General features: G+C 64.1%; 19 protein-coding genes. 9 read left to right on the top strand and 10 right to left on the bottom strand.

What is annotated here, in order from left to right:
- The first annotated feature begins 629 nt into the window (after positions 1–629).
- The 4 genes from GGD66_RS16835 to GGD66_RS16820 all read left to right on the top strand — a co-directional run bounded on the left by GGD66_RS16835 (position 630) and on the right by GGD66_RS16820 (position 4,693).
- On the top strand, positions 630–1,142 hold the full coding sequence (locus tag GGD66_RS16835; RefSeq protein WP_183258397.1) for a phasin family protein: 513 nt from the start codon (positions 630–632) through the stop codon (positions 1,140–1,142).
- Between the two features lie 157 nt (positions 1,143–1,299).
- On the top strand, positions 1,300–2,259 hold the full coding sequence (locus tag GGD66_RS16830) for an alpha/beta fold hydrolase (protein ID WP_183258396.1): 960 nt from the start codon (positions 1,300–1,302) through the stop codon (positions 2,257–2,259).
- Between the two features lie 251 nt (positions 2,260–2,510).
- Complete coding sequence (locus tag GGD66_RS16825; RefSeq protein WP_161499992.1) at positions 2,511–3,467, top strand: ABC transporter substrate-binding protein; 957 nt, start codon at positions 2,511–2,513, stop codon at positions 3,465–3,467.
- Between the two features lie 245 nt (positions 3,468–3,712).
- Positions 3,713–4,693 (top strand): ABC transporter substrate-binding protein, encoded by a 981-nt coding sequence (locus tag GGD66_RS16820; protein ID WP_092256520.1) that lies wholly within the window; start codon positions 3,713–3,715, stop codon positions 4,691–4,693.
- A 216-nt stretch (positions 4,694–4,909) separates the two neighbouring features.
- On the opposite strand, the gene GGD66_RS16815 is transcribed toward GGD66_RS16820, so the two are convergent.
- From GGD66_RS16815 to GGD66_RS16805, 3 genes are read right to left on the bottom strand one after another with little or no spacing between them, the layout of a single operon-like run.
- Positions 4,910–5,494 (bottom strand): DUF1254 domain-containing protein, encoded by a 585-nt coding sequence (locus GGD66_RS16815; protein WP_092256516.1) that lies wholly within the window; start codon positions 5,492–5,494, stop codon positions 4,910–4,912.
- Positions 5,491–6,069, bottom strand: a complete 579-nt coding sequence (locus GGD66_RS16810) for a DUF1214 domain-containing protein (protein ID WP_018315808.1) — start codon at positions 6,067–6,069, stop codon at positions 5,491–5,493. The genes GGD66_RS16815 and GGD66_RS16810 overlap by 4 nt, the downstream gene beginning before the upstream one ends.
- Before the next feature lie 9 nt (positions 6,070–6,078).
- Positions 6,079–8,367, bottom strand: coding sequence for a transglycosylase domain-containing protein (locus GGD66_RS16805; protein ID WP_018315809.1), 2,289 nt, complete (start codon positions 8,365–8,367; stop codon positions 6,079–6,081).
- Between the two features lie 294 nt (positions 8,368–8,661).
- Here GGD66_RS16805 and GGD66_RS16800 point away from each other — a divergent pair, with 294 nt between their 5' ends.
- Together GGD66_RS16800 and GGD66_RS16795 are read left to right on the top strand one after the other, a co-directional pair.
- Entirely contained in the window at positions 8,662–9,177 is a 516-nt protein-coding gene (locus tag GGD66_RS16800; RefSeq protein WP_018315810.1) for a YcgN family cysteine cluster protein, read from the top strand.
- 163 nt (positions 9,178–9,340) lie between these two features.
- Entirely contained in the window at positions 9,341–10,924 is a 1,584-nt protein-coding gene (locus GGD66_RS16795) for an MDR family MFS transporter (RefSeq protein ID WP_092256511.1), read from the top strand.
- A gap of 105 nt (positions 10,925–11,029) precedes the next feature.
- Here GGD66_RS16795 and GGD66_RS16790 read toward each other — a convergent pair whose 3' ends face one another.
- From GGD66_RS16790 to GGD66_RS16780, 3 genes are all read right to left on the bottom strand, one after another.
- Positions 11,030–12,730: an alpha/beta-hydrolase family protein gene (locus GGD66_RS16790; RefSeq protein WP_183258395.1), complete on the bottom strand. Its 1,701-nt coding sequence runs from the start codon at positions 12,728–12,730 to the stop codon at positions 11,030–11,032.
- A gap of 27 nt (positions 12,731–12,757) precedes the next feature.
- On the bottom strand, positions 12,758–16,318 hold the full coding sequence (locus GGD66_RS16785) for a GAF domain-containing protein (RefSeq protein WP_183258394.1): 3,561 nt from the start codon (positions 16,316–16,318) through the stop codon (positions 12,758–12,760).
- 86 nt (positions 16,319–16,404) lie between these two features.
- Entirely contained in the window at positions 16,405–18,081 is a 1,677-nt protein-coding gene (locus GGD66_RS16780) for a thiamine pyrophosphate-requiring protein (RefSeq protein ID WP_312014148.1), read from the bottom strand.
- A 482-nt stretch (positions 18,082–18,563) separates the two neighbouring features.
- Here GGD66_RS16780 and GGD66_RS16775 point away from each other — a divergent pair, with 482 nt between their 5' ends.
- Positions 18,564–19,235, top strand: a complete 672-nt coding sequence (locus tag GGD66_RS16775; protein WP_092256502.1) for a type 1 glutamine amidotransferase domain-containing protein — start codon at positions 18,564–18,566, stop codon at positions 19,233–19,235.
- A 617-nt stretch (positions 19,236–19,852) separates the two neighbouring features.
- On the opposite strand, the gene GGD66_RS16770 is transcribed toward GGD66_RS16775, so the two are convergent.
- The 4 genes from GGD66_RS16770 to GGD66_RS16755 form a co-directional block, all read right to left on the bottom strand.
- The gene (locus GGD66_RS16770) at positions 19,853–22,606 is read right to left on the bottom strand and encodes a calcium-binding protein (RefSeq protein WP_183258392.1); all 2,754 of its coding nucleotides are present in this window, start codon (positions 22,604–22,606) and stop codon (positions 19,853–19,855) included.
- A gap of 1,018 nt (positions 22,607–23,624) precedes the next feature.
- Entirely contained in the window at positions 23,625–23,789 is a 165-nt protein-coding gene (locus tag GGD66_RS16765) for a Flp family type IVb pilin (protein WP_018315817.1), read from the bottom strand.
- A 289-nt stretch (positions 23,790–24,078) separates the two neighbouring features.
- A complete protein-coding gene (locus GGD66_RS16760) occupies positions 24,079–24,315 on the bottom strand; it encodes a hypothetical protein (RefSeq protein WP_183258391.1) in 237 nt (78 codons plus the stop codon).
- A gap of 57 nt (positions 24,316–24,372) precedes the next feature.
- Positions 24,373–25,368 (bottom strand): Ku protein, encoded by a 996-nt coding sequence (locus tag GGD66_RS16755; RefSeq protein WP_183258390.1) that lies wholly within the window; start codon positions 25,366–25,368, stop codon positions 24,373–24,375.
- Between the two features lie 237 nt (positions 25,369–25,605).
- On the opposite strand from GGD66_RS16755, the gene GGD66_RS16750 reads away from it, so the two are divergent.
- Entirely contained in the window at positions 25,606–25,761 is a 156-nt protein-coding gene (locus tag GGD66_RS16750; protein WP_018315820.1) for a hypothetical protein, read from the top strand.
- 230 nt (positions 25,762–25,991) lie between these two features.
- The gene (locus GGD66_RS16745) at positions 25,992–26,657 is read left to right on the top strand and encodes a response regulator transcription factor (RefSeq protein WP_018315821.1); all 666 of its coding nucleotides are present in this window, start codon (positions 25,992–25,994) and stop codon (positions 26,655–26,657) included.
- Positions 26,658–26,742: the final 85 nt, after the last annotated feature.

Genomic DNA, 26,742 nt, shown 5'->3' with positions numbered 1-26,742 from the left:
AGCGCTCAGGTTGTCCTCGAGCACGTCGCCGAGCTTCCGGGTCAGCTTGCCGCCTCTATCCGCCAGCGCGGCGCGCCATGTGCCTGCGGGATGAAGTCACCTTTCAGGCTTTCAACTCGAAAGGGGCCGCAGATTTTTCGAGAGATCTAGAACCTTTGAGCGCCCATGCTCGATTGGTCAAGGCGACGCCTCCGCCCGATCCGAAGCTACCGGAACCAACAATGTCCTCCGGACGATCTCGCAAAGCCGAACTGCTAGTGACGAGAACATTCAAATTGCTGCAGCGATGCGGCCCATCAACGGCCGCAACCGATGCTGCTCTCCGAAGGTTCGATACGAGGAGGCCTCGCGATCAAGGCATGAATGTTTGCGTAGTCGCCGCAAAGCACAACGGTCGGAAAGCTGATTGTTCTCAGGCCGACGCCCATTGAGCATAGTCTGGAAGATCGCCAGCTAGACGTTTGTTGGTTGGAGTTGCTACCTGAAATCAACGCCCACGTCGCAGAACCTGCGTGTCTCAGTTCATGCGGAACTCCAACAATTCGCGGGTTTGGAACGCCACATCACAAAGCCTGTTGTCCGTTCAGAAATGACTGTGTGGTCGCCCCCCATATTCTTTGGAGCGTCAGATGAGCAAACGCAAACCGCCACCAGCGTCAAAGCGCGCCCCCAATCCGAAAACGGCCGCGCGGGCCCAACGGAACAAGCAGGCCATTGTTAAAAGCTCGAAAGAGAATGGACCTCGCTCTGTTGCGGCAGCCTCGATTGAACCACCTCTTAAGCTTCATAACGATCCTAGACCCGAGGTTCCTATCATTGAGTCTCGGGTGGATGCCCTGCCAAATGACCTCAGTCGGAGAATGATTAATAGCGATCCAATGAAAGGCTTTGCCTTAGCCACGGCAAACATGCAGGCGTACCAAGCAAAGCTTCTTGAGATAGCTCAGGCCAACGTGCAATTTGCTTTCGATTTCGGCCTGAGACTTGCGACGATCAGGTCACCAACTGAATTTTTCCCCGTCATTATGGAGTTTACAACCAGACGGGTCGATATGTTCGGGCAGCATTCGAAAGAACTGGCGGCATATCCGTTCTGGCGCATCGAGCCGCTCCGAGAGCTCACGGCTCTGCCGGGACGATAACTGCAAGCCGTGCCCGCTGCGGCAAAGGAGACGCAACGCGGATCACGCACGGGGCGATCACGGTTCTTTTGGCTAGAAGGGAGCGGAATCAGCAGCCCTTAGAGGGCGCGATGCCGCCAATCCGAGGGACCCGCGATCGGGAATGGAGGTTGACACCATGTCGACAACTGAAGCCGTTCTGCTGATCGTTTTGGCAGGACTTGTCGTTCTGATCCTCTGCAACATCACGTTTCAGGTGACAGCGGAGCGAAGGAATCCGCCTATCGGCGTCTTCACCGTGTGCGACGGAGTGCGCATTCACTATATCGAACGGGGCGATGCCGCAGCGCCTTGCGTGGTCCTGCTCCACGGAAATGGCACCATGGTTCAGGATCTCGTCCTCAGCGGGTTGGTCGACCGCCTTGCCCGCAACTATCGCGTTGTTTGCTTCGACCGGCCAGGGTTTGGCTACAGCGACCGTCCGCGCACGCGCATCTGGACGCCCACAACGCAAGCTTCCTTGTTCGCGAAGGCCCTTGATCAGCTCGGAGTGCGCAATCCCGTGGTGCTCGGCCACTCCTGGGGAACGCTGGTGGCAATCGCGCTGGCGCTGCGAAGCGGTTATGCCGTGAGCGGGCTGGTGCTTGTGTCCGGCTACTATTTTCCAACCTCTCGGATGGACTTTTGGCTCATGTCAGGTCCGGCACTGCCGCTGCTGGGCGATCTTATGCGCTACACGATCTCGCCGATCATATCGTGGGCTATCGCGCCGAAGCTGATGCGCACGCTGTTCGCGCCGCGTGCCATTCCGCCGGAATTCAAGAATGAATTTCCGATCTCGTTGGCTCTCCGGCCCAAGCAGTTGAGGGCGGCAGCCGAGGAGAGCGCGTTCCTTATTCCCGCTGCTGCGCAATTGCAGCTTCAGTATCAGGGTATCCGGTGTCCCGTCAGGATCGTGCATGGGAAGAGTGACCGGCTCATCGAGGCCGACCAGTCGCGCCGCCTGCACGAGGCGTTGCCCCGCTCCATGCTACACTTGGTGGAGGATGCCGGTCACATGGTTACCTATGCAGATTCGCCGGGAATAGCGGATGCCGTGGCGGCGCTGGCGCTCACCGCGCCGCTGAAGACCGCATAGGGTTTCCTGTTGCAATGCGGGCGTCCCGGAAGTGGCCCTCAACCGCACAAGGCTGAGGCCATTGTGGTGTCGGCTATCCGCGGCAGACCGGACGCGGGGCCATGCCCACTTCGAACTGGTGACCCACACCAGACATCACCAACGTTTCAATCCACCATTTCAACGGCTATGATGGCAAGCGCGCGCGCTGCCGAAATTGGAAATGCACCATCAGAGCGATCATGAGTGGGCGCCGGTGTTTTATAGCTTTAATGGGAGCGGCCATCCTCGTCGCGCCGCTCTCGACACGCGCGCAACAGCCGGCCACACCGGTCATTGGATTCCTCAACAACTTGTCGCCTGGTGCGATCGCCCGCCCCGTAGCCGCGTTCCGCGAGGGCCTGAAGGAAGCCGGCTTTATCGAAGGCCACAACCTCGTGATCGAATATCGCTGGGCCGAGAATCACAATGATCGTTTACCCGCGCTGGCTGCCGATCTGGTTCGGCGCCAGGTTGCGGTGGTTGTTGCGACCGGCGGTGGCGCCTCGGCGCTAGCCGCGAAGGCTGCGACCACCACAATTCCGACCGTGTTTTCCTCAGCCACTGATCCTGTCGAGCTGGGCCTCGTTGTCAGCCTAAACCGACCCGGCGGAAACGCCACCGGCGTTTATGTGATGACCAACTCTTTGGAAGCCAAGCGGCTGGGCCTGCTGCACGAACTGGTGCCAAACGCCGCGACCATCGCCATGCTGGTCAATCCGGGCACTCCCGGCGCCGACAGCCAGTTGACGGAAGCAAAGACGGCTGCGCAAACCCTCGCGCGGGAGATTCACGTTCTAAGGGCACACAACGAGCCGGAGCTCGACAGGGCCTTCGCGATCCTGGCCGAGCACCATACCGACGCTCTCCTCGTCGCGGCCGATCCGTTCTTCAACGCTCACCGCCAGCAGATCGTCACAATGGCAGCGCGCTACGCCGTTCCCGCAATCTACGAGTTCCGGGAGTTTGTGGTGGCCGGCGGCCTGATGAGCTACGGGATCAGCCTGGCCGACGCGTACCGGCAGATTGGACTTTATACCGGCAAAATTCTTCAGGGCGCCAAGGCCGCTGACTTGCCGGTTATGCAGCCGACCAAATTCGAATTGGTCATCAATCTCAAGGCCGCGAAGGCGCTGGGCATCACTGTCCCGCCGATGCTGCTCGCCCGCGCCGACGAGGTGATCGATTAGGGGAGTTGTTGCTGCGGTGCACGAGTCAGCTTGTGGCCGTTGCTGATCTCAGCCCAGAGCTGCGTCGATGTCCGCTTCATAGAGGTGACCCGACCAAGGTCTTCTGGCTGCCGAAGGCAGCCTTTGACCCATTGCGGGCATATCTTCGCGCCGGTTTGCGATGCAATATTGCACTCACCAAGTGCCACCTCTGTCGAGAACTGATATACTGCACCGCGTCGTCCTCAAGTTGTGATGAGGGTCGAATGAAGCGGCGGGAGTTCATAGCGGCCGCTGCAGCGTTACTCGTTTCGTCACGGGGTTTGCGGGCGCAGAGCAGACGCTATCGACTTGGCTTTCTCGCTGTAGGTGACGGAAGCGCGCGGACGCTCAATCAAACCGAACTGGCGTTGTTTGATGGGCTGCGAAACCACGGTTGGATAGACGGAAGAAATCTGATTATCGATTATCGTTTTTCCCAACCTCCGGATCGACTGCCCGCTTCAGTTGCCGATCTGATTGCCCTCAGTCCCGATGTGCTCATCGTCGCGGCACCGCAGGCAACCAAGGCCCTGAAATCGGCAACTGCTACCATTCCCATCGTATTCGTAGCTGTGGCTGACCCTGTGGGACTTGGCCTCGTGCAAAGCCTAGCGCGTCCCGGCGGCAACATAACGGGACTCGCGACTTACGTGCCGGGGGATTTTGTCGCAAAACGAATAGAAATCCTGCGGGAACTGGTGCCTGGTGCCTCGCGGTTTGCAATCCTGGCCAATCCAGGCAACCCGATGCATAGGCTGTTGTTAGCCGACGAGGTACCCAGTACGGCCCGCAACCTGGGTGTGGCTCTGCCGATAGTTCAGGCGATCACGGCCGAGGAGCTTGATGTGGCCTTTGCCTCGGCTGCCGCCCAGCGCGCTGATGCTATCATTGTTTTTGGCGATACTCTGACCGTTGTCGAGGCCCCCCGAGTCGTCGCGCTCGCGGCGAAACATCATCTGCCTGCTGTTCATTTCTCCCGACAATTCGCCAATGGGGGATTGATCGTCTACGGGCCCGATATCGCCGATCTGTTCCGCCGTGCAGGCGGCTACGTCGATAGGATACTTAAAGGCGCCAAACCGTCCGATCTGCCGGTAGAGCAGCCGACTAAATTCGAGTTCGTGATCAACATGAAGACTGCCAGAGCACTCGGCCTCAGCGTGCCGACCTCATTACTGCTTCGCGCTGATGAGGTGATCGAATAGAGATCCTATTTGCTGCGATGCACGAGTTTCTTGTTGGCCCCAAAAGCGAAGTTCAGTCGCGGCCACTTTCGCGCCGCTGTTGGACGCTGAGCCGTCATTTGGGCGCCGGGCGCGCTTAGGAGCCCACGCACAAGCCCAATGATCTCAACGTCCCCGCTACTGTGCATGGGGTTGTTTTTCAGCTTTTTGTTTTGAGGGCCACCTAACCAGCCGCGCTCAGCGCCGGCCGCGCGGGGCCTCGGCCTTGGCGGGCTGTTCGGTCTGCGGGCCGCAGCTCGCGGCTGCAAGCGTCGCCTGCGCTTGCGGCATCAGGCCGGGCTCGGGGGCGAGCGCTTTCATCACGATCAGGCCGGTGGTGCTGGGGGAGTCGATGATCAGGCGGTCGGCCGCAGTGACCTCTTCGTCCTCGGGCAGCTCGTTGTGCTGCGCTTCCGTCATCAGGTCGAGCTCGATCACCTTGCGGCCGGCCGAGCGGTCGTTGATGGCGTAATAGGCGATCTCGTTGCGGGTGTAGAACGACACCGAGGTGTAGGCCTGGCTCACCGGCACCGTCAGCTTGATCGGCCCGCTTGTGAGGTCGTAGCGGCAGATCGCCAGCGCGAAGGCCGGGTCCATGAACGGCATCGGTGAAGTGTTGGGATCGGCGAGGGGAAGCTGGCTGACGCCGTTGAGCTTCGTCATCGGCGTCAGCCGCGAATAGGCATCCTGCGTCGCGATCCGCGGCAGCGCCAGCACGCTGACGAGGTGGACCACGAGGCCCAGCACCACGCCGGCAACGACGGTGAACAAGAGGCGGATCATGAGCAGCCCACCGTCGAAATCGTCGGCATCGGCGCATCGCGCTGGGTGCGCGTCGCAACGCCGACCGGGGTGTCGTAGAGGCGCAGCATCAGCGCGTAGCGCTCGATGCCGCCGGTCGGCAGCCAGTTGCCGGCGCGCGAGCGCGAAGCGATGCGGATCTCGAACGAGCCGTCGGACTGGCGCACGATCTCCTGGCTGGTGAAGCCGTAGCGGGCCAGCGAGTTGGCGACGAGGTGGCCTTTGCGGTCGTACAGCGTCAGCGTCCAGAACCGCGCCGGCGGCGTCACGCCGGAGACGATTACGTCGCAGCGGCCGTCGAGCGCCTTCTTCTTGTCGTCGGTGGTCGCGGTGAAGGCGACGCCGTCGCCGGTGCCGATCGGCAGCTCGCCGTTGCGCACGATGGTGGCACGCGAATAGGGATCGACGTCGGCGGTGCCGGTGCGCGGCCGCGCGGTCCAGGCGCCGATGGTCAGCGCGCCGATCTCGGTGCCGCGCGTCGTCGTCATCCAGGTTGCGCCGAGGCCCACCACCGTCGCGAGCAGAAGGGCCGTCAATGTGATCAGGATCAGCCGCACTTGTTTCGATCAGTTCTTGCGCGGGGCGGAGGCGTTGGCATTCTCTTCCGCATAGTTCTGCGGGAAGGCGAGCGCGCTCGTCGCCGAGGGCGGCCTGGCCGCCTTGGTGTCGGCATCCGCCGATTTCTTTGCCGTCTTGGCGGCGTCATCCAGCAGCTTCTCGACCCGCACCAAAATGTCGGCGCCGCGCTTGGTCAGCACCGGCGGAGGACCCGGCTTGGTCTCCAGCACCTTCGGCGCCGCATTGGCCTGCGCGTTGCTCACGTGCTGCGGCGGCAGCTTCTGGCCCATGCCGATGCCGGGGATTTCCCGGACCTCGACGCCCTGATGCGCCGCGAGCATGATGTCGTGCCAGGTCTGCGCCGGCAGCGAGCCGCCGGTCATGCGGTTGGTCGGCGAGTAGTCGTCGTTGCCGTACCAGACCGCGCAGGTGAAATTACCAGTGTAGCCGACGAACCAGGCGTCGCGATACGCATTGGTCGTGCCGGTCTTGCCCGCGGTCGGAATGCCGTCGAGCGCGGCGCGGCGCGCGGTGCCTTCGCTGACGACGTGGCTCATCATGCCGGCCATGTCGGCGGCAACGGAGGCGGGGATCGCCTGCCGCGGCTTCGGGCCGTCGCGGTCCCAGCGCCAGACGAGGTCGCCGGCGCCGGTGCGCACTTCGAGCACCGAATGCGGCGTCACCGCCTTGCCGCGGTTGGGGAAGGTCGCGTAGGCGACCGCGTGCTCGAGCACGGTGACTTCGTCCGAGCCGATCGGCAGCGACGGCGTGTCGGGCAGCGGCGCCTTGAGGCCGAAGCGGCGCGCGACCTCGACGATCTTGGCGCGGCCGATCTTGGCCGGGTTCGGCGCCTTCGGCTGCTCCTTCTGGCCGATCGCGATCGACAGCTTCACCGGCACGACGTTGATCGAGCGCGTGATCGCCTGCGTCAGGGTCACCGAGCCGGAATAGGAATGGCCATAGTTCTGCGGGCACCAATTGCCGATGCAGACCGGGCCGTCGACCACGATCGAGTTCGGCGTAAAACCGTTCAGTAGCGCGGTGGTGTAGACGTAAGGCTTGAACGAGGAGCCCGGCTGGCGATAGGCGTCGGTGGCGCGGTTGAACTGGCTGGCGCCGTAGTCGCGGCCACCGACCATGGCACGGATGCCGCCGTCGAGATCGGACACCACGGTCGCGGCCTGCGTTGCGTGATAGTCGCGGCCGAACTGGCGCAGCTGGTTCTCGACCGCGTCTTCGGCGGCCTTCTGCACGTTGGTGTCGATGGCGAGGCGCACCACGAAGACGCGCTCGGTGTAGGACTTCGGGAAAGTGTCGACCAGCTTGCGCATCTCGTCGAAGGCGTAGTCGAGATAGTAGTTCGGCGAAGCCTCGTCGCGGCGGTCGACCGCGAAGGCCGGGTTGCGACGGGCGCCGAACACCTGGCCCTCGGTCATGAAGCCGGCATCGACGAGGTTGTCGAGCACGACGTTGGCGCGGGCGCGGGCGGCGGGCAGGTTGATGTGCGGTGCGTATTTCGTCGGGGCCTTGAACAGGCCGGCGAGCATCGCGGCTTCCGCCAAGGTCACGTCGCGCGCGGATTTGTTGAAGTAGAAATGCGCCGCGCCGTCGACGCCGAAAGTGCCGCCGCCCATATAGGCGCGGTCCAGATACAACTTGAGGATCTCGTTCTTGGTCAGGCGCCATTCCAGCCAGACCGCGAGGAAGGCTTCGTTGACCTTGCGCTCTATGGTGCGCTCGTTGCTCAGGAACAGGTTCTTGGCGAGCTGCTGGGTGATCGAGGAGCCGCCCTGGCGGACGCCGCCGGCTTGGGCGTTGGTCACGAGCGCGCGCGCGGTGCCGGCGATGTCGATGCCGAAATGCTCGTAGAAGCGGCGGTCCTCGGTCGCCAGCGTCGCCTTGATCAGCACGTCCGGAAAGTCTTCCAGCGGGATCGAGTCGTTGTGCTTGATGCCGCGGCTGCCGATCGGGTTGCCGTAGCGGTCGAGGAAGCTCACCGCGAGATCGGATTTCTTCAGCCAGTCCTCGTCCGCGGTCTCGCGGAAGGCGGGGATGGCGAGGGTGAGCATCACAACCAGGCCGCCGAGGCCGAGGGTGGCGGCCTCCGACAGCGGCTCGATGAACACCCAGCGCTTCCAGCGTCCGACATAGAACCGGTCCATGAAGGTCGAGTAGCGCTCGTAGAGCTCGCGGATGCCCTTGGCCGAGGAGAACAGCGAGGAGTCGATGCGCGCATCAAGGTCCAGGAAGAAATTCCGGACCTTCTGCTTCCAATGCGGTGGTATGATCTGGCGCACCTAGAACCCTTGAGGCTTGGTTCGAAAGCGTTCAAGCACCCGGCCGGGGGCGGCATCGAGACGTCTTGAGGGAATGTTGCGGCAAACCCAAGGCGCCCGGCCAGCATCCGAGGGACTTGCTGTTCCTTCTAGCCGAGCGGGGCCCATAAACCAATGGTCAGGCTCGCGATTTTGAACAACAGGCCTAATTGACCCCGGGTCATTACGGGCCTCAAAGGCGCCTTGCTTGCACCACCCCGGCCGCACGCCCTAGATGGCTTAAGCCGTAGCTCTTTCGAACCTTTGTTGAGGCGCATGACCGCAGTTCCCAAACGACCTTCAGGCCAGGAAGGATTCTTCTGGAAAACCAAGACGTTGGAAGAGATGTCGGCGGGCGAATGGGAAAGCCTGTGCGACGGCTGCGGGCGCTGCTGCCTGAACAAGCTCGAGGACGAGGATACCGGGCAGATCTATTTCACCCATATCGGCTGCAAGCTGCTCGATGGGATGAGCTGTGCCTGCAAGGACTATCCGAATCGCTCAGACAAGGTTCCTGACTGCGTCCGCCTGACGCCGGCCAATGTCCGCACCCTGAACTGGCTGCCGCCGAGCTGCGGCTACAAGCTCGTCGCCGAGGGGCGCGATCTCTATTGGTGGCATCCGCTGGTCTCCGGTGATCCCAACACCGTGCATGACGCCGGCGTCTCCGTGCGCGGCCGGGTCGAAGGCAGCGAGGACGAGATCCCGGACGAGGAGCTCGAGGACCACATCGTGCAATGGCCGGCCCTGCTGCCGAAACGGGCCCGCCTGAAGCGACGTCCGAAGGACTGAACCGTCGTCAGGTCTTGCGCGGTGATCACGTCTTCGGGATGGCCCGGGGGCGGGATGCACCCATGCGCCGCGGCGTCTGCCTGGGACAAACTTTGCTGTCTACATTGGGCTGCATAGAACGAATCCTTTGCGGCGTTGCGCCGCCCCACGACGTCCGAGCGAGATGAACAAGTTCGACCGGCAGAGCAGTTCTGCCGACATCCAGACTTTGCCTGACGATATCGCCGAGGAGCTGTCCCGGCTTCCGAGCGAAGTCATCAGCGTCGATGACGCGCCCTCCATCGCGCCGCCGGTGCCGCTGTCGCAGGACGAGGTCCGCACCATCGTCATCAGCTTGATGCTGACGATGTTCCTGGCGGCGCTCGACCAGACCATCGTGGCGACCGCGCTGCCGACCATCGGGCGCCAGTTCCAGGACGTCTCCAATCTCTCCTGGGTCATCACCGCCTATCTGCTCGCTTCAACGGCGGTGGCGCCGGTGTTCGGCACGCTCAGCGACATCTACGGCCGCCGCGTCATGATCATCATCTCGCTCAGCCTGTTCGTGGCGGGCTCGGTGCTGTGCGCGATCGCACCGAACATGCCGATGCTGATCCTGGCGCGCGGCCTTCAGGGGCTCGGCGGCGGCGGCATCATGCCGGTCGTGCAGACCGTGATCTCGGACGTCGTCTCCCCGCGCGAGCGCGGCCAGTACCAGGCCTATTTCTCCAGCGTCTGGATGGTTGGCGGCATTTTGGGCCCGGTCATCGGCGGCGTGTTCGCCGAGCATCTGCACTGGTCGATGATCTTCTGGATCAACCTGCCGCTCGCGGCTGCGGCGATCGTGATGCTGCTGCCGAAGATGAAGAAGATCCCGGTGTTCCACCGCAAGCGCAAGGTCGACTGGCTTGGCGGCGTGCTGTTGATGGCCTCCGCCGTCGTCTTCATGCTGGTGCTGACCTGGGGCGGTTCGCGCTACCCCTGGCTGTCGCCGACCGTGCTGGCGATGGTGGGCGGCGCCGTCGCGCTCGCGGTCAGCTTCGTCTGGCACGCCCGGCGGGCCGACGAGCCGTTCCTGCCATTGAAGCTGCTGACTGGATCGGTGGCGCCGTTCGCGCTGACCGCCGGCGGCTGCGGGCTCGGGGCGATCACCGGCCTCACCGTGCAGCTGCCGCTGTATTACGAGTCGGTCTACCATTTGAGCGCAAGCGAGGCCGGCCTCGCGCTGATCCCGCTCGCGGCGGTCTCGACCGTCGGCGCGGCCGTCGCCGGCCGCACCATGGCCCGTGCCAAGCACTACAAGCGCGTCGCGATCATCGGCACCTCCTGGGCCGCGCTGTGCGGCCTCGGCCTCACGCTCACCACTCTGCCGCTGTGGGGCTTGCTGACGCTGATGGCGGCGTTCGCGCTCGGGCTCGGCACCACCTTCCCGGTGTGCGTCGTCTCGCTGCAGAACTCGGTCGCGCGCCCGCAGGTCGGCACCATCACCGGCGCGATGAACTTCTTCCGCTCGCTGATGTCCTCGTTCACGGTCGCCGCGTTCGCCGCGATCCTGCTGATCGCGCTCGGCATCGACGTGCCGCTCGCCGGCGAGCACCACGCCGCAGGCGCCGTCGCTATCCCCGCTGACGACATGCGCCACGCCTTCCGCTACGTGTTCGGCGCCGCCACCGCGCTGATGACCATCGCCGCGCTGTGCCTGATCGCGATGGAGGAGCGGCCGCTGGCCGGTCCCGCCACGGCGCAGCCGGTGGAGATGGCGGAGTAGGCGCCTAAACCGCGATGCGATGAGGATGAATCGTCATCGCGCTTTAGGTTGTTGTTTAAGCATGATCTCTTCGGAAAACCGCTGCGCACTTTTCCGGATCATGCTCTAGCCGCCGCGGTCGGGATCCTCGTCGATAGTGCCCGCGCCCGTCTTCCGCGCTTTCGCCGCGAGCTGCTCTTTGAGCTGTGCCAGCGCGCCGGCGGACCAGTCATGGACATCGGTCACTGCGATCCAGGCATCGACATAATGCTCGGGCGCGTAGACATGGCCAAAGCCCATCGGCGTGTTGGTCGCAACCGCCATGTCGAGGGCGAGCTGGAGCATCGTCACGATCGGATACCATCGCAGCTCCGGTGACACGTCCGGCCCGCGCGGCGCGCTCATCCAGGCCGGGGCCCGGTAGGCATCGCGATAGGCGAAGAAGGTGATCGCGTCGCTGGCATATTGCAGGTAGACGACGCGCATCGGACCCCACGGCGCGTCTGCCGGGACCGTCGGTCCGTTCTGGTTCATGAAGCGCACGAAGCGGTTGTCGCGGAATTCCGGCAGCCACGCCGGCGATCCCGGATTGCGGTTCGCAGTGATCGAGCGCCAGAAGCGGCTCTCGAACGGCGCCCCGCTCCATAGCGCGCCGGCGATGGGATCGCCGATCATCTCGAACAGCTCCGCGGATTTCTCCGAATTCATGGCCCCAAGGCTGAGCCCGTGCAGATACAGTTTCGGCCGCCTGTCCTTCGGCAGCGTCGTCCAGTAGCCGTAGATCTCCGCGAACAGCGCGCGCGCCGCCTCCGCGCCGTATTCGGGCTGAAACAACAGCGACATCGGGCTGTTGAGATAGGAGTACTGCATTGCGACGCTGGCGACGTCGCCATGGTGGAGATATTCGACGGTGTCCATCGCAGCAGGGTCGATCCAGCCGGTGCCGGTCGGCGTGACGACGATCAGGATCTTGCGATCAAAACCGTGCTGGCGCTTGAGCTCCTCGAGTGCAAGCCTGGCACGCGCCTGCGCGGTGGCGCCGCCGGCGAGGCCCACATAGACCCGGATCGGGTCCTGCGCCGGCCTTCCGCTGACGGCGCTGATCTCGGTTGCGTTCGGACCCGAGGCAATGAAGCGGCGCCCCATGCGCCCGAGCTCTTGCCACTTCACCAGTGATGCCAGGCTTCCGGTCCGACCGGGATCAGTCGGCTGCGGCCGCTCGGGCTCGAGCAGGACGTCGAGTTCGCGGAAGGAGGAGTCGAGTGCGCGAAACGCCGCGTTGATCAGGACATTGCTGGCGATCGACCAGAACAGCAGGCCCGCGGCGAGCACGCCGATGACGTTGGCGAGCTTCCGCGGAATGACGCGCCTCGTATGCTCGGCGAGGAAGCGGGCGAGGAGCGTGAACAGCCGCCCCAGCACCAGCAGCACGACGAAGGTTATCAGGGCGATGATGCAGACCTTGAGCGGATGCGCGGTCTCGACCGGCGCCATCTTCATCACGGCGCGGATCGAGTTCTGCCATTCGGCTGCTCGCCACAGAAAGACGATGACGACGAGCAGGCAGGCGGCTGCCGCCAGCGCATTCGCAATCGATCTGGCGCGCGCCGACGGCTCAGGCAGCTCGAGATAGTGCCACAGCCGCCGCCACAGCACGCCGGCGAAATAGCCGATCGCAAAGCAGCCGCCGGCGAGGACGCCTTGCGTGAGATAGCTCCTGGGGATCAGCGTCGGCGTCAGTGCAGCCGCGAAGAACAGCGCGCCAAGCATGAGGCCGACGCCGGATAGCGAGAGGAGTTGCCGCCGAATGAACCGCGCCAGATTCATCAAAACGCCTCCCGGGCGAAATTATCCTCAGGGCTTGCCTGAAAAGCTGCTCTTGCGCGGCAGCACGATCGTGAATTCGGTGAACTCGCCGGGCGCGGTCGCGACGTCGATCGTGCCGCCATGCTGCTTCACCACGATGTCGTGGCTCATCGACAGCCCGAGGCCGGTGCCTTCGCCGGCCGGCTTGGTGGTGAAGAACGGATTGAACATCTTCTCCTTCACATCGTCCGGGATGCCGGTGCCGTTGTCGCGGATGCGGATCTCGACGTGATCGCCGCGGTCGCGGGTCGCGGCCGTCACGACCGGCTCGTAACCGGCCGCCTCGGTCTCCGCCTTGCGCTTGGCGACCGCATGGAATCCGTTTCCGATCAGGTTCAGCAGCACCCTCGTGATCTCCTGCGGGAACACGTCGGCCGAGCCTGCCGCCGGATCGAGCTCGCGTTTGAGCGTCACGTCGAACTGCGGCTTCTCGGCCCGTGCGCCGTGATAGGCGAGGTTGAGGCTCTCCTCGACCACGGCGTTGACGTCGCTCAACCGATGCTCGCCGCCGCCCTCGCGCGAATGCAGCAGCATGTTCTTGACGATGGAATCGGCGCGCCGTCCGTGCTGGACGATTTTCCCGAGATTGTCCTTGAGAAGCCCGGTGAGCTCGTCGACTTCGCCGCGGATATCGTCCGCGAGTGTCACGGGCGCGAGCACCTCGTTCAGCTCGTCGGTCAATTCGGCGGACAGCGAGGCAAAATTGTTGACGAAGTTGAGCGGGTTCTTGATCTCGTGCGCGATGCCGGCGGTGAGCTGGCCGAGGGAAGCGAGCTTCTCGGTCTGGATCAGGCGATCCTGCGCCGCGCGCAAATCGTCGAGCGATTTCGCAAGCTCCCGGGTGCGGTCCTGCACTTCGTCGAAGAGGCGCACATTCTCGATCGCGATGACGGCTTGGTCGGCGAAACTGGTAACGAGTTCGATTTGCTTTTCGCTAAACGGCCGGATCGCGCGACGTGCGAGAACAATAGCGCCAACGGTGCTGCCTTCGCGCAGTAGGGGCACACCCAGGAAGCTACGCGGATTGCCGCTCAATTCCTGGCCTTCAAAGGAGTAATCGGGGTCCTCGAGCACATCGGTGACATGAACAACCTTGTCGCCGAGCAGAGTCCTGCCCGTGATGGTGCGCCTATCCGGCCGGACCGGAAGATCTCTTACATATTCGACGAATTTGGCTGGAAAGCCGTAGGAGCCCGCCCGGAAATAGGAGCTGCCGGATTTGCGGGTAATCGCCGCCATATCGGCTTCGCATAGTCGCGCCGCCGATTCGACCAGCGTATCGAGCACGGCTTGCAAGTCGAACGCCGAGCGGCTGATAACCTTGAGCACGTCGGCAGTCGCCGTCTGTTGTTGCAGCGACTCGGTCAAATTCTCGGTGCGCTGACGCAATTCACTGAGCAGCCGCGCGTTCTCGATGGCGATCACGGCTTGCGCCGCGAACTGGTTCAGCAGGGTGATCTGCTTCTCCGAGAACCGTCGGCTCTCCTGCCTGAAGATCATGACGTTGCCGACCACGCGCTCATCCTGAAGCAACGGCACCGCGAGCAGGCAGCGGGCGCCGCCGAGATCGACCAGCGCCCGACCATTCGGCTCGCCGCTGCGATAGACGTCTGACTCCAGCAGGTCGACAATTTCGACGAACGGTTCGCCCTTCAAAAGCCGCGCGGGCGCGGTGGCCGAACCATAGTTGAGGGGCGCCTTGCGCCTGTATTCATCGTAAGCGGGGGGCAGTCCGTAAGTGGCGGCTGTGCGGAACTGCGTGCCGTCGTAGGTGTTGAGCACGCCGAAACTGGCGCCGCAGAGCTGCATTGCCTTGCTGAGCATCGCCTCGAATACCGGCGCGAGATCCCCGGCCGATCTGCTGATGACGCTGAGCACCTCCGATGTTGCAGTCTGCTGCTCCAGTGACTCTGCGAGTTCGTGCGTCCGCGCCTGCACCTCGTTGAACAGGCGCGTGTTCTCGATCGCGATCACGGCCTGGTCGGCAAAGGTCTTGAGCAGGTTGATGGCCTTGTCCGGGAAATGGCCGGCTTGCGGCCGCGTCACGGCGATGGTGCCGATTGCGACGCCGTCGCGCAGCATCGGCACCGCGAGGATGCTGCGATAGCCCCGCGTCCGCGCCAGCTCCTTCATGGCCTCGGTGAGATCAGGCTCGTTCTGCATGTCGCTGCGGAAGGCATATTCTCCGCTTCGAGCCACCCGGCTGTGAATGCCCGGCGACGACAGCGGTGCGGGGAACGAGCTGAGCAGATCGGCATTGCCGGCTGCATTATCCGTGGTGAAGGCGGCCAGATGCAGCTTGTCGTCGACCACGCGGGTGACGGTGGACGAATGTCCGCCGATCAGCGTCTTGGCGCTGTCGGAGATGGCCTGGAACACCGGCGTGACGTCGGCAGGCGAAGCCGCGATCACCTTGAGGATGTCGGCGGTCGCGGTCTGACGCTCCAGCGCCTCCCGCGTCGCATTGAACAGGCTGACATTCTTGATCGCGATCACGGCTTGGTCGGCGAAGGTCTGCAGCAGCCGCACATGATGCTCGGTGAAGGCGCCGGTCGCACGGCGCGTCGCGATGATGATGCCGATCGCTTCGCCCTCGCTCATCAGCGGCGCGAACAGCATGCTGCGATAGCCGCGGGCGCGGGCGATGTCGCGGGCGGCCGGCTCGAGCTCGGTGTCGGGCAGTTGCGCCGCCGCACCCTTGGCCACGAGCTGGTAGGGCGGAAACTGCGCGAACGGCACCGGGAACGAGGCCTGCAGCACGCGATCGCCGGCCGGATCGGTCGGCGTGAACGCGGCAAGGTGGGCGGCGCCATCGACATAGCGCAGCACGGCCGTGGAGAAGCCGCCGATCAGCCGGTTGGCATTGGCCGCAATGGCCTCGAACACCGGCTGCACGTCCGAGGGCGAGGCCGCCATCACCTTCAAAATATCGGCGGTGGCGGTCTGGCGCTCCAGTGCCTCGCGCGTCGTGTTGAACAGCCGTGCATTCTCGATCGCGATCACGGCCTGGTCGGCAAGGGTCTGGAGCAGCTGCACGAGGTCGGGTGCGAACGCGCCAGGCTCGGCGCGGGTGACGCTGATCATGCCGACCGGCGTGCCCCGGTTCATCAGCGGCATGAACAGCACGCTGCGGAAGCCGCGCAGCCGCGCCAGATCGCGGTTCAGCTGCGGCACCTCGGCGGCCTCGCTGTCGGGAAACTGGATCGTCTCGCCCCCGCGTACCAGCGCAAAGGTCGGAAACTCCGTGATCTTGCGCGGGAACGAAGCCTTGAGCCCTTCGTCGGCCTCCGGGCTGGTCGGCGTGTAGGCCACGAGGTGCAGCTCGTCGCCGATGAACTGGAGCACGGTGGCGGAGAAACCGTCGAGCAGCCGCTTGGAACTCGACGCGATCGCCTCGAACACCGGCCGGGCATCGGAGGGCGAGGCCGCGATGGTCCGCAGGATCTCCGCGCTGGCGCTTTGGCGATCCCGCGCAGTTGCCAGCGCGTTGCGCAGCTGCGCATTCTCGGCTGCGAGCTCATCGGCGATGTCATGGGAAAGGTTGGTCATTTGCAATCCGGCTTGATGCCGCGACAGGCGCGGCACCGAGGCGGATTATCACATTCCCTGCGGCCGGAGCCAGCGTCTGGCTTGCCTCACGTGCCCGGCCGCGACACCTCCGTCTCCTTGCTGGTGATGAACTCCAGCAGCACCGGGATGCCTTCCTTCGTCTTCTCGATGCCGCGTTTGATCGCGGGGATGATGTCCTCCGGCCTCGTCACCCGCTCGCCATAGCCGCCGAAGGCGCGCGCCATTGCGGCGTAGTCGCCGGAAATGTCGGTCGAGCGATATTTTTCGGTCGAGACCGGCATCACCTTCAATTCGATCGCCATGGAGAAATTGTTGAGCAGGATCGACATGATCGGGATGCGCTCGCGCACCGCGGTCTCGAAATCCATGCCGGTGAAGCCGATCGCCGCATCGCCCCAGACGTTGATGCAGAGCTTGTCGGGCTTTGCCAGTTTCGCCCCCATCGCCAGGCCGAGGCCGTAGCCGAGCTGCGTCGTCTTTCCCCAGCCGAGATAGGTGAGGGGTTTTACCGATTTCCAGAACGGCGAGAGCTGGTCGCGCGGACTGCCGGCATCATGCGTGATGACAGTGTTCTCGATGTCGACGGTGTGCTGGAGATCCCACAGCACGCGATACGGGCTGAGCGGCGCGTCGTTGCTGGTGAGCTTCGGCATCCATTTCGCCAGCCACTCCTTGTGCGAGGCCGCGATCTCGGCCGCGACCGCTGACGCATCGCGATCAGCAGTGACGGTCTTGCCGATCTCCTCCAGCAGCGCGTCGAGCACGAGGCCGGCGTCGCCGACCAGGCCGATCTTCGCCTCTACATCCTTGTTGAGATGGTTGGGATCGAGCGTGGAATGGATGATGGTCTTGCCCTTCGGCATCGCGATGCCGAAGTTCGTTTCCGTGAAGGAGCAGCCGATGCCGAAGGTGATGTCGGCCTCGGCGAGGAATTTTGGCACCGCGCGCGGCACCGCAAGTCCGCCGGAGCCGAGCGAGAGCGGATGCGTTTCCGGAAACGAGGATTTGCCGCCTAGGCTGGTGGTGACGGGGATCGCCAGCCGCTCCGCGAGCCGCTGCAACTGCGGCCAGGCCCGCGCGTAATGCACGCCCTGGCCGGCATAGATCACCGCACGCTTGGCGTTGACGAGCAGGGCTGCCGCCTCCTTCACATGCACGGGGTCGGCGCCGTAGCGGGTGCGCAGCACCGGCGTGTAGTCGAGCGGCTCCGGCACCTCCTCGTTCCACATGTCCGAGGGGATTTCGACGATCACGGGACCGCCGCGGCCGTTCTTCAGCTTGGTGAAGGCGCGGCGGAAGATGTTGGCGACCTCGGCGGCCAGAATGATCGGCTCCGACGATTTCGCGAACGGCTTCATCGCCTCGCTGGAATTGAAGTTCGGCTCGATATGCGCCAGCCGGCGCTGATAGCCCATCGGCAACACCAGCACGGGAACGGATTCGCCAAAACACTGCGCGACGCCGCCCATCGCGTTCTCCGCACCGGGCCCGTGCTGCATGCAGAACGCGCCGATCGAGCGTCCCGAGGTCACGCGCGAGATCGCATCCGCCATGTGGATGCCGACGCGCTCCTGCCGCACCATCACCGGGCGGATCTCGGCTTTCGCCGCATGCTCGATCAGGTGATTGACCGGATAGCCGCAGAGGATCTCGATCCCCTCGCGCCTCATGATTTCCGCAATGGCGGTGCCGAGCTTCATGGCGTCTCTCTCCCTTGAGGCTTGACCGGTTGATCCGGCGATTACGGGGAGAGGATCAGGAAATTCAGGAGGCGTAAAGCGCGGTGGATCACACCGGCGGGTAGGTCAGCCATGCAGAACGCGCGCGCAGGACGGGGCGCCATCGTGACGTTGAGATTCGCCGCGCCGTCTCACCATTGATCAGAATGTCGCGACGAGACGTACTCATGCGCTGCGCTGCTGTCGCAATAGGGAACTCACCGCATCCGGCTTGCTTCCGAATTGGCATCTGTAATCGTTGCCGTGCGAATTTGAAACCGCGCACCGATGCAAAGGGGATTCGGTTTGACAGTCACGGATGCTCGAAGCACGCTGGCGTCGACATTGCGAAGGGGGGCATATCGACATGATCGAGCTCAGGGTGAACGGGATCAACCGCAGCGTCGACGTTGTTCCCGAGATAGCCGGGCAGCCCTGTCCGAACTGATGCGTTCCCCGCGTCGCACCAGCGCGACCCCACACGGCGTCATCGAAAGGAAGAAAACGTGACCCAGCATGTCCTCTTCATCGTCACCAACGCAGCCGTGATCGGTCCGCATAGCCGCAAGACCGGATTCTTTTTCGCCGAGATCGCCCATCCTTTCGAAGTGCTTGACAAGGCCGGGGTCGCGGTCGAGTTCGCATCCCCGGCCGGGGGATGGACGCCCTACGATGCGTATGACGAGAAAGATCCCGCCCAGAGAGATTTTCTCGCGAGCAAGGCCTTTCGTCGCCTGAATCACAGTCGCAGACTGTCCGAGGTGGACGCTGCCGACTACGACGCCATCCTGGTGCCCGGCGGTCTTGGGCCCATGGTGGACATCCAGCGCAATGCAACGGTCCAGAGTGCCGTCGTGCGCGCCTGGACCACCGGCAAGCTCGTCGCCGCTGTTTGTCACGGGCCGTGCGCGCTGCTCGGCGTCAACCTCGGTGATGGCACCCCGTTCGTGCGCGGCAAGAAGCTCACGTCCTTCTCGAGGAAGGAAGAATACGACTACGCCCGCGATGATGTGCCTTACGAGCTCGAGGACGCGTTGAGGGCCGAGGGCGCCGACTACTCGTCGGCCGCCAATTGGCAACCTCACGTCGTCGTCGATGGCCGGCTCATCACGGGGCAGAACCCCGCTTCGGCCGGACCGTTGGGAAAAGAGTTGCTGTCCGCCCTTAAGGATCGGTGACGTCCTATCTGCAGCCCTGGCAGATCATCAGCTTTCGCTTTAACGCCCCATCTTCCTGATCGGGGCCATCCGCATCCGCATGGGACCCGGTGTTCTTTGCGGCGCGTGACCTCATTGGCGGCGTCGCCTGGTGCGGGGCGTCATTGTCATCGACGGTGCCGATGCTGAAGCCGTCGTAGTCGGCGGCCGGATTCGGTATCGCTTGAGGCCGGCCTATCGTGGGTGTCGAAGTCTCTCTGCCGGCCGCCGGCGGAGCCCTGTTTGTCGTCACGCGTGCCGGCTTGGTGGCACCCGGACGCGGCGACGCATCGGGCGCAGCAAGCGAAACCGGCGGGGCGACCGAAGTCTGGCTTCTCGCGTTCTGGTGCGGCCATGCGACGACAAACATGAGGCCGAGAGCCAGGAGCGTCACGCGTCTCATCCGCATCCTTTCGGCGGCTCAGGTTCAACGATCGATGGCATGGCCCGCCGAACCACGACGCGGACAGAGTATCAGGACCAGCCTTGCCGTCAAAGCGTCATGGCCCGGACAGCGCGCTGCGCCATCCGGGCGGTATTCGGCTGCATGGCCCGACAGGCAAGACCTGCCGGCGCCGGGCGAAGCGCGCCTCGTCGGCTCAGATCAGCGTGCCCGCATGGAAGCTTGCTTGGGCGAGCAGCGATTGAATCACGACATTGTCGCCGGGACCGCCATCCAGCACGTCGAGGCCGCCGCCGCCGATCAGCACATCGTCGCCGACCCCGCCGAGCAGCGTGTCGTTGCCGGCGCTGCCGATGAGCACGTCGTCGCCGCCACCGCCGTCGAAGACCAGATGCGGCCCGCCGGGGCCGACGCCCGACGCCTCGATCACGTCGTCCCCGCTGAGGCCGTTGATGGTGATGGTGTCGTTGAAGTCGAAATTCTCGATCACCATTTGGCTTGCCAGGCCGTCGATCACCAGCGCGCCGTTGCTGTTGAGCGACAGCGTGATGACGTCGTCGCCGGTGGTGCCGTTGATCACGATGTTGTCGGCCGCGCCGTCGCCGCCGGGAGTGCCGGGGACGCCGCCAAGGTCGATCTTCACCTGCGTCACGTCGGTGCCGCTCATGTCGCCGACAATGATCTTGTCGGCGCCGCCGCGGGCATTGAACGCGATCGTCTCGACGCCGCCCGTGTCCATCGTGATTGAGGCGACGTCGCGCGTCAGCTCGGCGCGGGCGCCGTTGGCGAAGATGTTGATGGTTTCCGCGATGTTGGCGCCGTTGAACAGCAGGGTGTCGCTGCCGGCCTGGCCCTCGATCGTGTCGTTGTCGTCGCCCGGATTCCAGACGAAGGTGTCATTGCCCGCGCCCATCAGCGCGACATCGTTGCCGTCGCCGCCGTTGATCAGGTCGTCGCCCTGGCTGCCAATGATGGTGTCGTTACCGATGCCGCCGTTGATCGTCAGCTGCAGCACGCCGGCGGCGAGGCCGCTGGCGTCGATGGTGTCGTCGCCGGCAAGGCCATTGAGCGTCAGCTGATCGGTTGCGTCCATTGCGGTCAGGTGGCTGGCCGCGTGCAGGCCGAACACCGTGACGCCGGCGGCATTGCCGCTGACGCCGAACGTATCGGCCCCCTGGGTCGCATCGACCGCGACGGTATCGACGGCGCCGTCGGGCGTTCCGGCCGAACCGCCGAGGTCGATGTTCACCCGCGTCACGTCGGTGCCGGTCAGATCACCGACCGTGACATGATCGCTCCCGCCCAGCGCGTGGATATCGACCTGCTCGACCCCGTGCAGGTCCATCGTGATGTTTGCGACATCGCGCGTCAGCAGCGCGCGATCGCCGTTGGCGGCAATGGCGATGTTCTCGGCAATGTTGGCGCCGAAGAACCGCAGCGCGTCGACGCCGGTGCCGCCCTCGACGGTGTCGCTGCCGTCGCCCGGATTCCACTGGACGATATCGTTGCCGGCGCCCAGCAGGGCGACGTCGTTGCCCTGGTTGCCGTCGATGAAATCATTGCCGTCGCCGCCGATCAGCGTGTCGTTGCCGGCGCTGCCGAGGATCGTATCGTTGCCGGCGCCGCCATCGATCGTCAGGTGCACGATCCCTGCGACCAATGCCGCCGCCGAGATCGTGTCGTTGCCGCCGAGGCCTTGGATGAGAAGCGCATCGTTCGCGCCTTCCGCACTGGTGATGGCGACATCGGCCGGCAATCCCGTGATCGCAACCGAATTGCCGGAGCCGGACACCTCGATGGTATCGGCGCTGCGGGCGCCTTCGAGCGTCACGGTATCGGCCGCCCCGTCTCCGGTGCCGCCTGATCCGAGATCGATATTGACCTGCCTGACGTCGGTTCTCGTCAGGTCGCTGACGACGATGTTGTCGCTGCCGCCCTGCGCGTTGATGGTGACGGTTTCGATGCCGTCGAGGTCCATCGTGATGTTGCCGACATTGCGGGTCAGCAGCGTGCGTCCGTCATGGGCAGCGGACAGGGTGATCTCCTCACCGATGTTCGAGCCGTTGAACAACAGGGTGTCGGTGCCGGCCTGTCCTTCGACCTTGTCGCTGCCGTCGCCGGGATCCCACTGGAAGGTATCGTTGCCGGCGCCGAGCAGGGCGGTGTCGTTGCCTTGATTGCCGTCGATGAAGTCGTTGCCATCGCCGCCCAGCAGGCGGTCCGCGCCGTTGCCGCCGAGGATCGTGTCGTTGCCGGCCCCGCCGTCGATCGTCAGATTGATCAGTGCGGCGAGATTGCCAGTTGCGGTGACGACGTCGTCGCCGCCGCCGGCCTTGAGCACGAGGTTCTCGGTGGTGCCGATGTCCAGCGAGAACGGGGCCACATCGACCCGGTCGAAGCGCACGCGTGTGCCGTTGGCCGTGATGGCGAAGGTCTCGCCGCCGTTGCCGCCGTTCACCTCGGCGGTGTCGATGCCTTCGCCGCCTTCCATCAGGTCGCTGTCGTCGCCGGGGTTCCAGATCATGCGGTCGTTGCCCGCTTCGCCGAACATCTGGTCGTTACCGTCGCCGCCGATCAGCACGTCATTGCCGGAGCCGCCGAACAGCAAATCGTTGCCGCCCTTGCCGAACAGCGTGTCGTGACCGGACTGGCCGAACAGCATGTCGCCAGCGGATCCGCCGGTCAGCGTATCGTTGCCCGCGCCGCCGAACAGGTTCGCCGCAGGCATCGCGCCGTTGCTCTCGTCTATCGTGATGATGTCGTTGCCGTCGAGGCCGAAGGCCTGGATCAATTTGGTGTTGGCGACCGTCGCGGGGCCACCCTTGATTGCGACCGCGCCATGGTTGACGACGATCGTCCCTGCTGGGTTGCGGCCCAACAAGACCGTGTTGTTGTGGCCGTTGCCAAAGACGCTGAGGATTCCGGCAGAAAAATTTGCTGTGACAGCCATATGCACTTCTCGCTTTGCGTGATCGAAATGGGCCGTGCGGCGGTATTGCCGGGGCGAACGGCAGACGATCTCATCTGTAGGCCGGGATGCCGGTTCCGGCTTGACGAAGGTCTTCCGAGGGCCTCCTGTTTTTCTTGAGAACAGCTTGATTTTCGGAAGGAGCGCGGGTTTCGGGGCGCTCGACCACCCCAACCACCATTCGTTGTGTTGCCCGACGGGCAAAACACACCAGCGGTGGGTCCACCCCCTCGCGCCAAAATATTCGTATTTACAGAAATTCCGTTTTCCCGTACAAGCCGAAACATCCCGCCCGCCACAAGGGGCGTTTCGCGATCGTCACGGGACGCGGGCCGGGATGCGGTGGCCGCGACGGCGTCGGCGCGTCATGTTGGTTGCAGGGCGGGGAAACCCGTGAGCGGCGACAGGCGCGATACGACACGGCGCTGACAGCGTCTCTGTCCAGTCTCGATGGCGAGCGCACGCCAGCAATCGGGAATGCGGATGGGGATGTGCGCGGACGGAGAAGTCGTGTGGTCCTGACGCCCGGGGTCTGTGCGTCAAGTCCTGCGGTGATGTCGCGCCAACCGGCGCGCATCGATCATTCCCGCAAGGCGACGGGGGCAATAGTGCATCGCTCCCCGGGGAGAGCACGAAGGACACCGTGAAAACCATCGCGCAGGGAAGGCCGGGCGACCGGCATCACCTGTCGTCCACCCCGTGCGCGCTTCTTGAGCACACGCGGGACTTCGGGTGCCAGCCGGCGCCCGGCCTTCCCTGCGCCCTTGCTTTTGACGAGGGCGGAAGAAGACAGCAAAGCTCGGGCGAAACCAGCCGCGAGGATGCGAAGGTATGTCGGCGGATGAAGCGCAAGCCGTTAGAGCGACGTCATCTCTCCATACTCCGTCATTGCGAGCGAAGCTCGTCATGGCAAGCGCGCCGGTCCGGAGATGATGCGAAGAGGGAGGGAATGCGGCGGCGGTCTCGCCGATGTCGGCCTGGTTCGTTCAGCCCCCGGCCGTTACTTGATCCCCGTGCTGATCGCGACAAACTTGTTGTTGAGGAGGGCGCCGCCCATGGTGTTCACGGCCGTTATGATCGCGAGCGCGATGCCTGCGGCAATGAGGCCGTACTCGATCGCGGTTGCACCATTCTCATCGGCAAGGAAGGACCTAAGCAAACGCATTGCCAACTCCCGTTCATCCGATCCAACGTATGGTCGCGTCGTTATCGGACTTGCAAAAGGATCGAATAAGTATTCATGCGCGCCAAAAGAATTAAGCCCCGGCGAACGCGTTCCTGCTCATACGACGGCATTCATTAAATTAAGGTTCTATCGATCCGTCCAAATGGATTCATACCGGCAGGGCTCCGCCGGGCTGCGCGGGCGCGGCGCCCGTCAGGCCGCGATCGTGCGGACGCTTAACCGATTGTTGAGCCTGTTCGTCAACGGGCCGGCAAGGACACCATCGCGCTCATCCGCGCCGGTCCTCCGCATTCAGCGCCCGCAACATCGCGATGCGGGCGAACATCACCCAGCCGCCGCCCGTCTCGGCCGCATTGATCAAGGTCTCGATGGCGGTCTGCCAGCGCGGCTCGTGCTGGACGTCCTCGGGCAGCCGCATGATGTAGTCGGCCGCCTCCTGAAGCGTCAGCAGCTGGCGCTTGTTGCTCACGCGAACGGGGTCGTCGAACGCCGTCGACCAGGGCATGTCAGGCCGCCTGATCGGCGAGGGGTGGCATCACGGCGCAATCGCGGGGGGATGCGGCTAGCCGGCCTTCTTCGCCCGAGCAGGCGCGCGCACGGGCTTGTCGGCCTTCTTCGAAGTTTCCCTGGTCGCTTCCCTGGTCGCCGTCTTCGCAGCAGCGTCCTTGCCGCCTTTGCCGGCGATCGGCAGCAGCATCTCGCGCTGGCCCGCGACGCGCTTCTTCGGCTTCTTGGCTTTGGCTGCTTCCTTGGCGACCTTCGCCGCAGGCGCGGCGTCCTTCTCGTTGGCGATGCTCTTCTTCAGCGCGTCCATCAAGTTGATGACGTTGCCGCCGCTCTTCGGCGCGGCCTTGGCGGTGATCGGGGCGCCGCTGCGCTTCTTGTTGATGAGATCGATCAGCGCGGTCTCGTAATGGTCCTCGAACAGCTCGGGCTCGAATGCGCCGGACTTCTTCTCGACGATGTGCTTGGCGAGGTCGAGCATGTCCCTGGTCAGCTTCACGTCCTGGATGTCGTCGAAATATTCGGTCTCGCTGCGGACCTCGTAGGGATAGCGCAGCAGCGTGCCCATCAGCCCGCTCTCGAGCGGCTCGAGTGCGATGATATGCTCGCGGTTGGTCAGCACCACGCGGCCGATCGCGACCTTGTCCATGCTGCGGATGGTCTCGCGGATCACCGCATAGGCGTCATGGCCGACCTTGCCGTCGGGCACGAGATAATAGGGGCGGATCAGATAGCGGTTGTCGATGTCGGCCTTCGGCACGAACTCGTCGATATCGATCGTGTGGGTCGAGTCGAGCGCGATGTCGTCGAGCTCGTCCTTGGTGACCTCGATATAGGTGTCGGTGTCGACCTTGTAGCCCTTGACGATGTCCTCGGAGGTCACCTCGTCGCCGGTCTCGGCGTCGACCTTGAGGTACTTGATGCGGTGGCCGGTCTTGCGGTTGATCTGGTTGAAGGAGACCTTCTCGGTATCCGAAGTGGCCGGATAGAGCGCGACCGGGCAGGTCACGAGCGACAAACGCAGAAAACCCTTCCAATTGGCGCGGGGGGCCATGGGCTACTCCAAACGCAACAAGGACAGACTTACGAGGATACCATCGGGAAACAGCGAATCATAGCAAGGCCGGGCGTTGAATCTTCCAACTGCGTTAACCGGCCATAGGGCGTGGGGTTGCTGTCCCGATCGGGTGGCAGAAGCCGGAACATCACATCGGATCGGGCGTTGGCTCCGCATGCACGGCTGCGAGGAGGTCGCGGTCATCGGAGGCGACACGCAGAGATTGAGGGCATCATGGCAACCACGCGAGAGCAGCGTCAGATCGTCGAAACACCAACCGAGGCGCGTCAGGGCGAACCTGGGCCGTCAGTTGCCGCATTGCTCGCCATCTCGACCGGGCTTGCGATCCTGATCCTCGCCGTCATCTGGTTCGTGTTCTTCCGGACCTGACGGCCGAAAACACGGGAAGGGCGGACCTTCCGACCTGCCGCGGCACGCGGCACGTTGCGCCCGCCATGTTGCCGGCTCGTCCGGTCGCATGGCGGGCGCAGTCGCATCGGCTGCTGACCTATCGTATATGACCAAAAAGTAACGCGCCCGGTTCCCCGCGTTCATATTCAGTTCACGCCGGAATTGCTCATCTGGTGTGGTGTTGATGCGGCCTATGTCTGGAGAGAAGCGTGCGCCTGCTCGTTGTTGAGGACGACCCCGATCTCAATCGCCAGCTCACCAAGGCGTTGACCGACGCCGGCTATGTCGTCGATCGCGCCTTCGACGGAGAGGAGGGGCACTATCTCGGCGATAACGAGCCGTATGATGCCGTCGTGCTCGACATCGGCCTGCCGAAGAAGGACGGCATCTCGGTGCTGGAGGCCTGGCGCCGCAACGGCCGCACCATGCCGGTCCTGATCCTCACCGCACGCGACCGCTGGAGCGACAAGGTGCAGGGCTTCGATGCCGGCGCCGACGACTACGTCGCAAAGCCGTTCCATCTGGAGGAGGTGCTGGCGCGCATCCGCGCGCTGCTGCGCCGCTCGACCGGCCATGCCCAGAGCGAGCTGAGCTGCGGTCCCGTCACGCTAGACACCAGGACCGGCCGCGTCAGCGTCTCCGGCAATCCGGTCAAGATGACCTCGCACGAATATCGGCTTCTGGCCTACCTGATGCACCATTCCGGGCGCGTGGTCTCGCGCACCGAGCTGGTCGAGCACCTCTACGATCAGGATTTCGACCGCGACTCCAATACGATCGAGGTGTTCGTCGGCCGCATCCGCAAGAAGCTCGACGTCGACATCATCCAGACCGTCCGCGGCCTCGGCTATCTCCTGACCCCGCCGGCCGCCTGACGCGTTCCGGGGCTTGACGGGCAGCCCGGCAGGGGCCTTGGTCCGGTCATGAGCTCTGACGCCCCGCCATCCTGCGCCTCCCGGG

It is taken from the genome of Bradyrhizobium sp. CIR48 (assembly GCF_014198315.1).
Taxonomy (GTDB): domain Bacteria; phylum Pseudomonadota; class Alphaproteobacteria; order Rhizobiales; family Xanthobacteraceae; genus Bradyrhizobium.
The sequence above is the reverse complement of the archived record's forward strand: the minus strand, read 5'-3'. Positions and strand labels throughout refer to the sequence as shown.

What these genes read in the sequence shown, in the direction of transcription:
- GGD66_RS16835 (WP_183258397.1), top strand. Translation starts at nt 630, where the DNA reads ATGAGCAAACGCAAACCGCCACCAGCGTCAAAGCGCGCCCCCAATCCG.
- GGD66_RS16830 (WP_183258396.1), top strand. Translation starts at nt 1,300, where the DNA reads ATGTCGACAACTGAAGCCGTTCTGCTGATCGTTTTGGCAGGACTTGTC.
- GGD66_RS16825 (WP_161499992.1), top strand. Translation starts at nt 2,511, where the DNA reads ATGGGAGCGGCCATCCTCGTCGCGCCGCTCTCGACACGCGCGCAACAG.
- GGD66_RS16820 (WP_092256520.1), top strand. Translation starts at nt 3,713, where the DNA reads ATGAAGCGGCGGGAGTTCATAGCGGCCGCTGCAGCGTTACTCGTTTCG.
- GGD66_RS16815 (WP_092256516.1), bottom strand. Translation starts at nt 5,494, where the DNA reads ATGATCCGCCTCTTGTTCACCGTCGTTGCCGGCGTGGTGCTGGGCCTC.
- GGD66_RS16800 (WP_018315810.1), top strand. Translation starts at nt 8,662, where the DNA reads ATGACCGCAGTTCCCAAACGACCTTCAGGCCAGGAAGGATTCTTCTGG.
- GGD66_RS16795 (WP_092256511.1), top strand. Translation starts at nt 9,341, where the DNA reads ATGAACAAGTTCGACCGGCAGAGCAGTTCTGCCGACATCCAGACTTTG.
- GGD66_RS16790 (WP_183258395.1), bottom strand. Translation starts at nt 12,730, where the DNA reads ATGAATCTGGCGCGGTTCATTCGGCGGCAACTCCTCTCGCTATCCGGC.
- GGD66_RS16785 (WP_183258394.1), bottom strand. Translation starts at nt 16,318, where the DNA reads ATGACCAACCTTTCCCATGACATCGCCGATGAGCTCGCAGCCGAGAAT.
- GGD66_RS16770 (WP_183258392.1), bottom strand. Translation starts at nt 22,606, where the DNA reads ATGGCTGTCACAGCAAATTTTTCTGCCGGAATCCTCAGCGTCTTTGGC.
- GGD66_RS16765 (WP_018315817.1), bottom strand. Translation starts at nt 23,789, where the DNA reads ATGCGTTTGCTTAGGTCCTTCCTTGCCGATGAGAATGGTGCAACCGCG.
- GGD66_RS16760 (WP_183258391.1), bottom strand. Translation starts at nt 24,315, where the DNA reads ATGCCCTGGTCGACGGCGTTCGACGACCCCGTTCGCGTGAGCAACAAG.
- GGD66_RS16755 (WP_183258390.1), bottom strand. Translation starts at nt 25,368, where the DNA reads ATGGCCCCCCGCGCCAATTGGAAGGGTTTTCTGCGTTTGTCGCTCGTG.
- GGD66_RS16750 (WP_018315820.1), top strand. Translation starts at nt 25,606, where the DNA reads ATGGCAACCACGCGAGAGCAGCGTCAGATCGTCGAAACACCAACCGAG.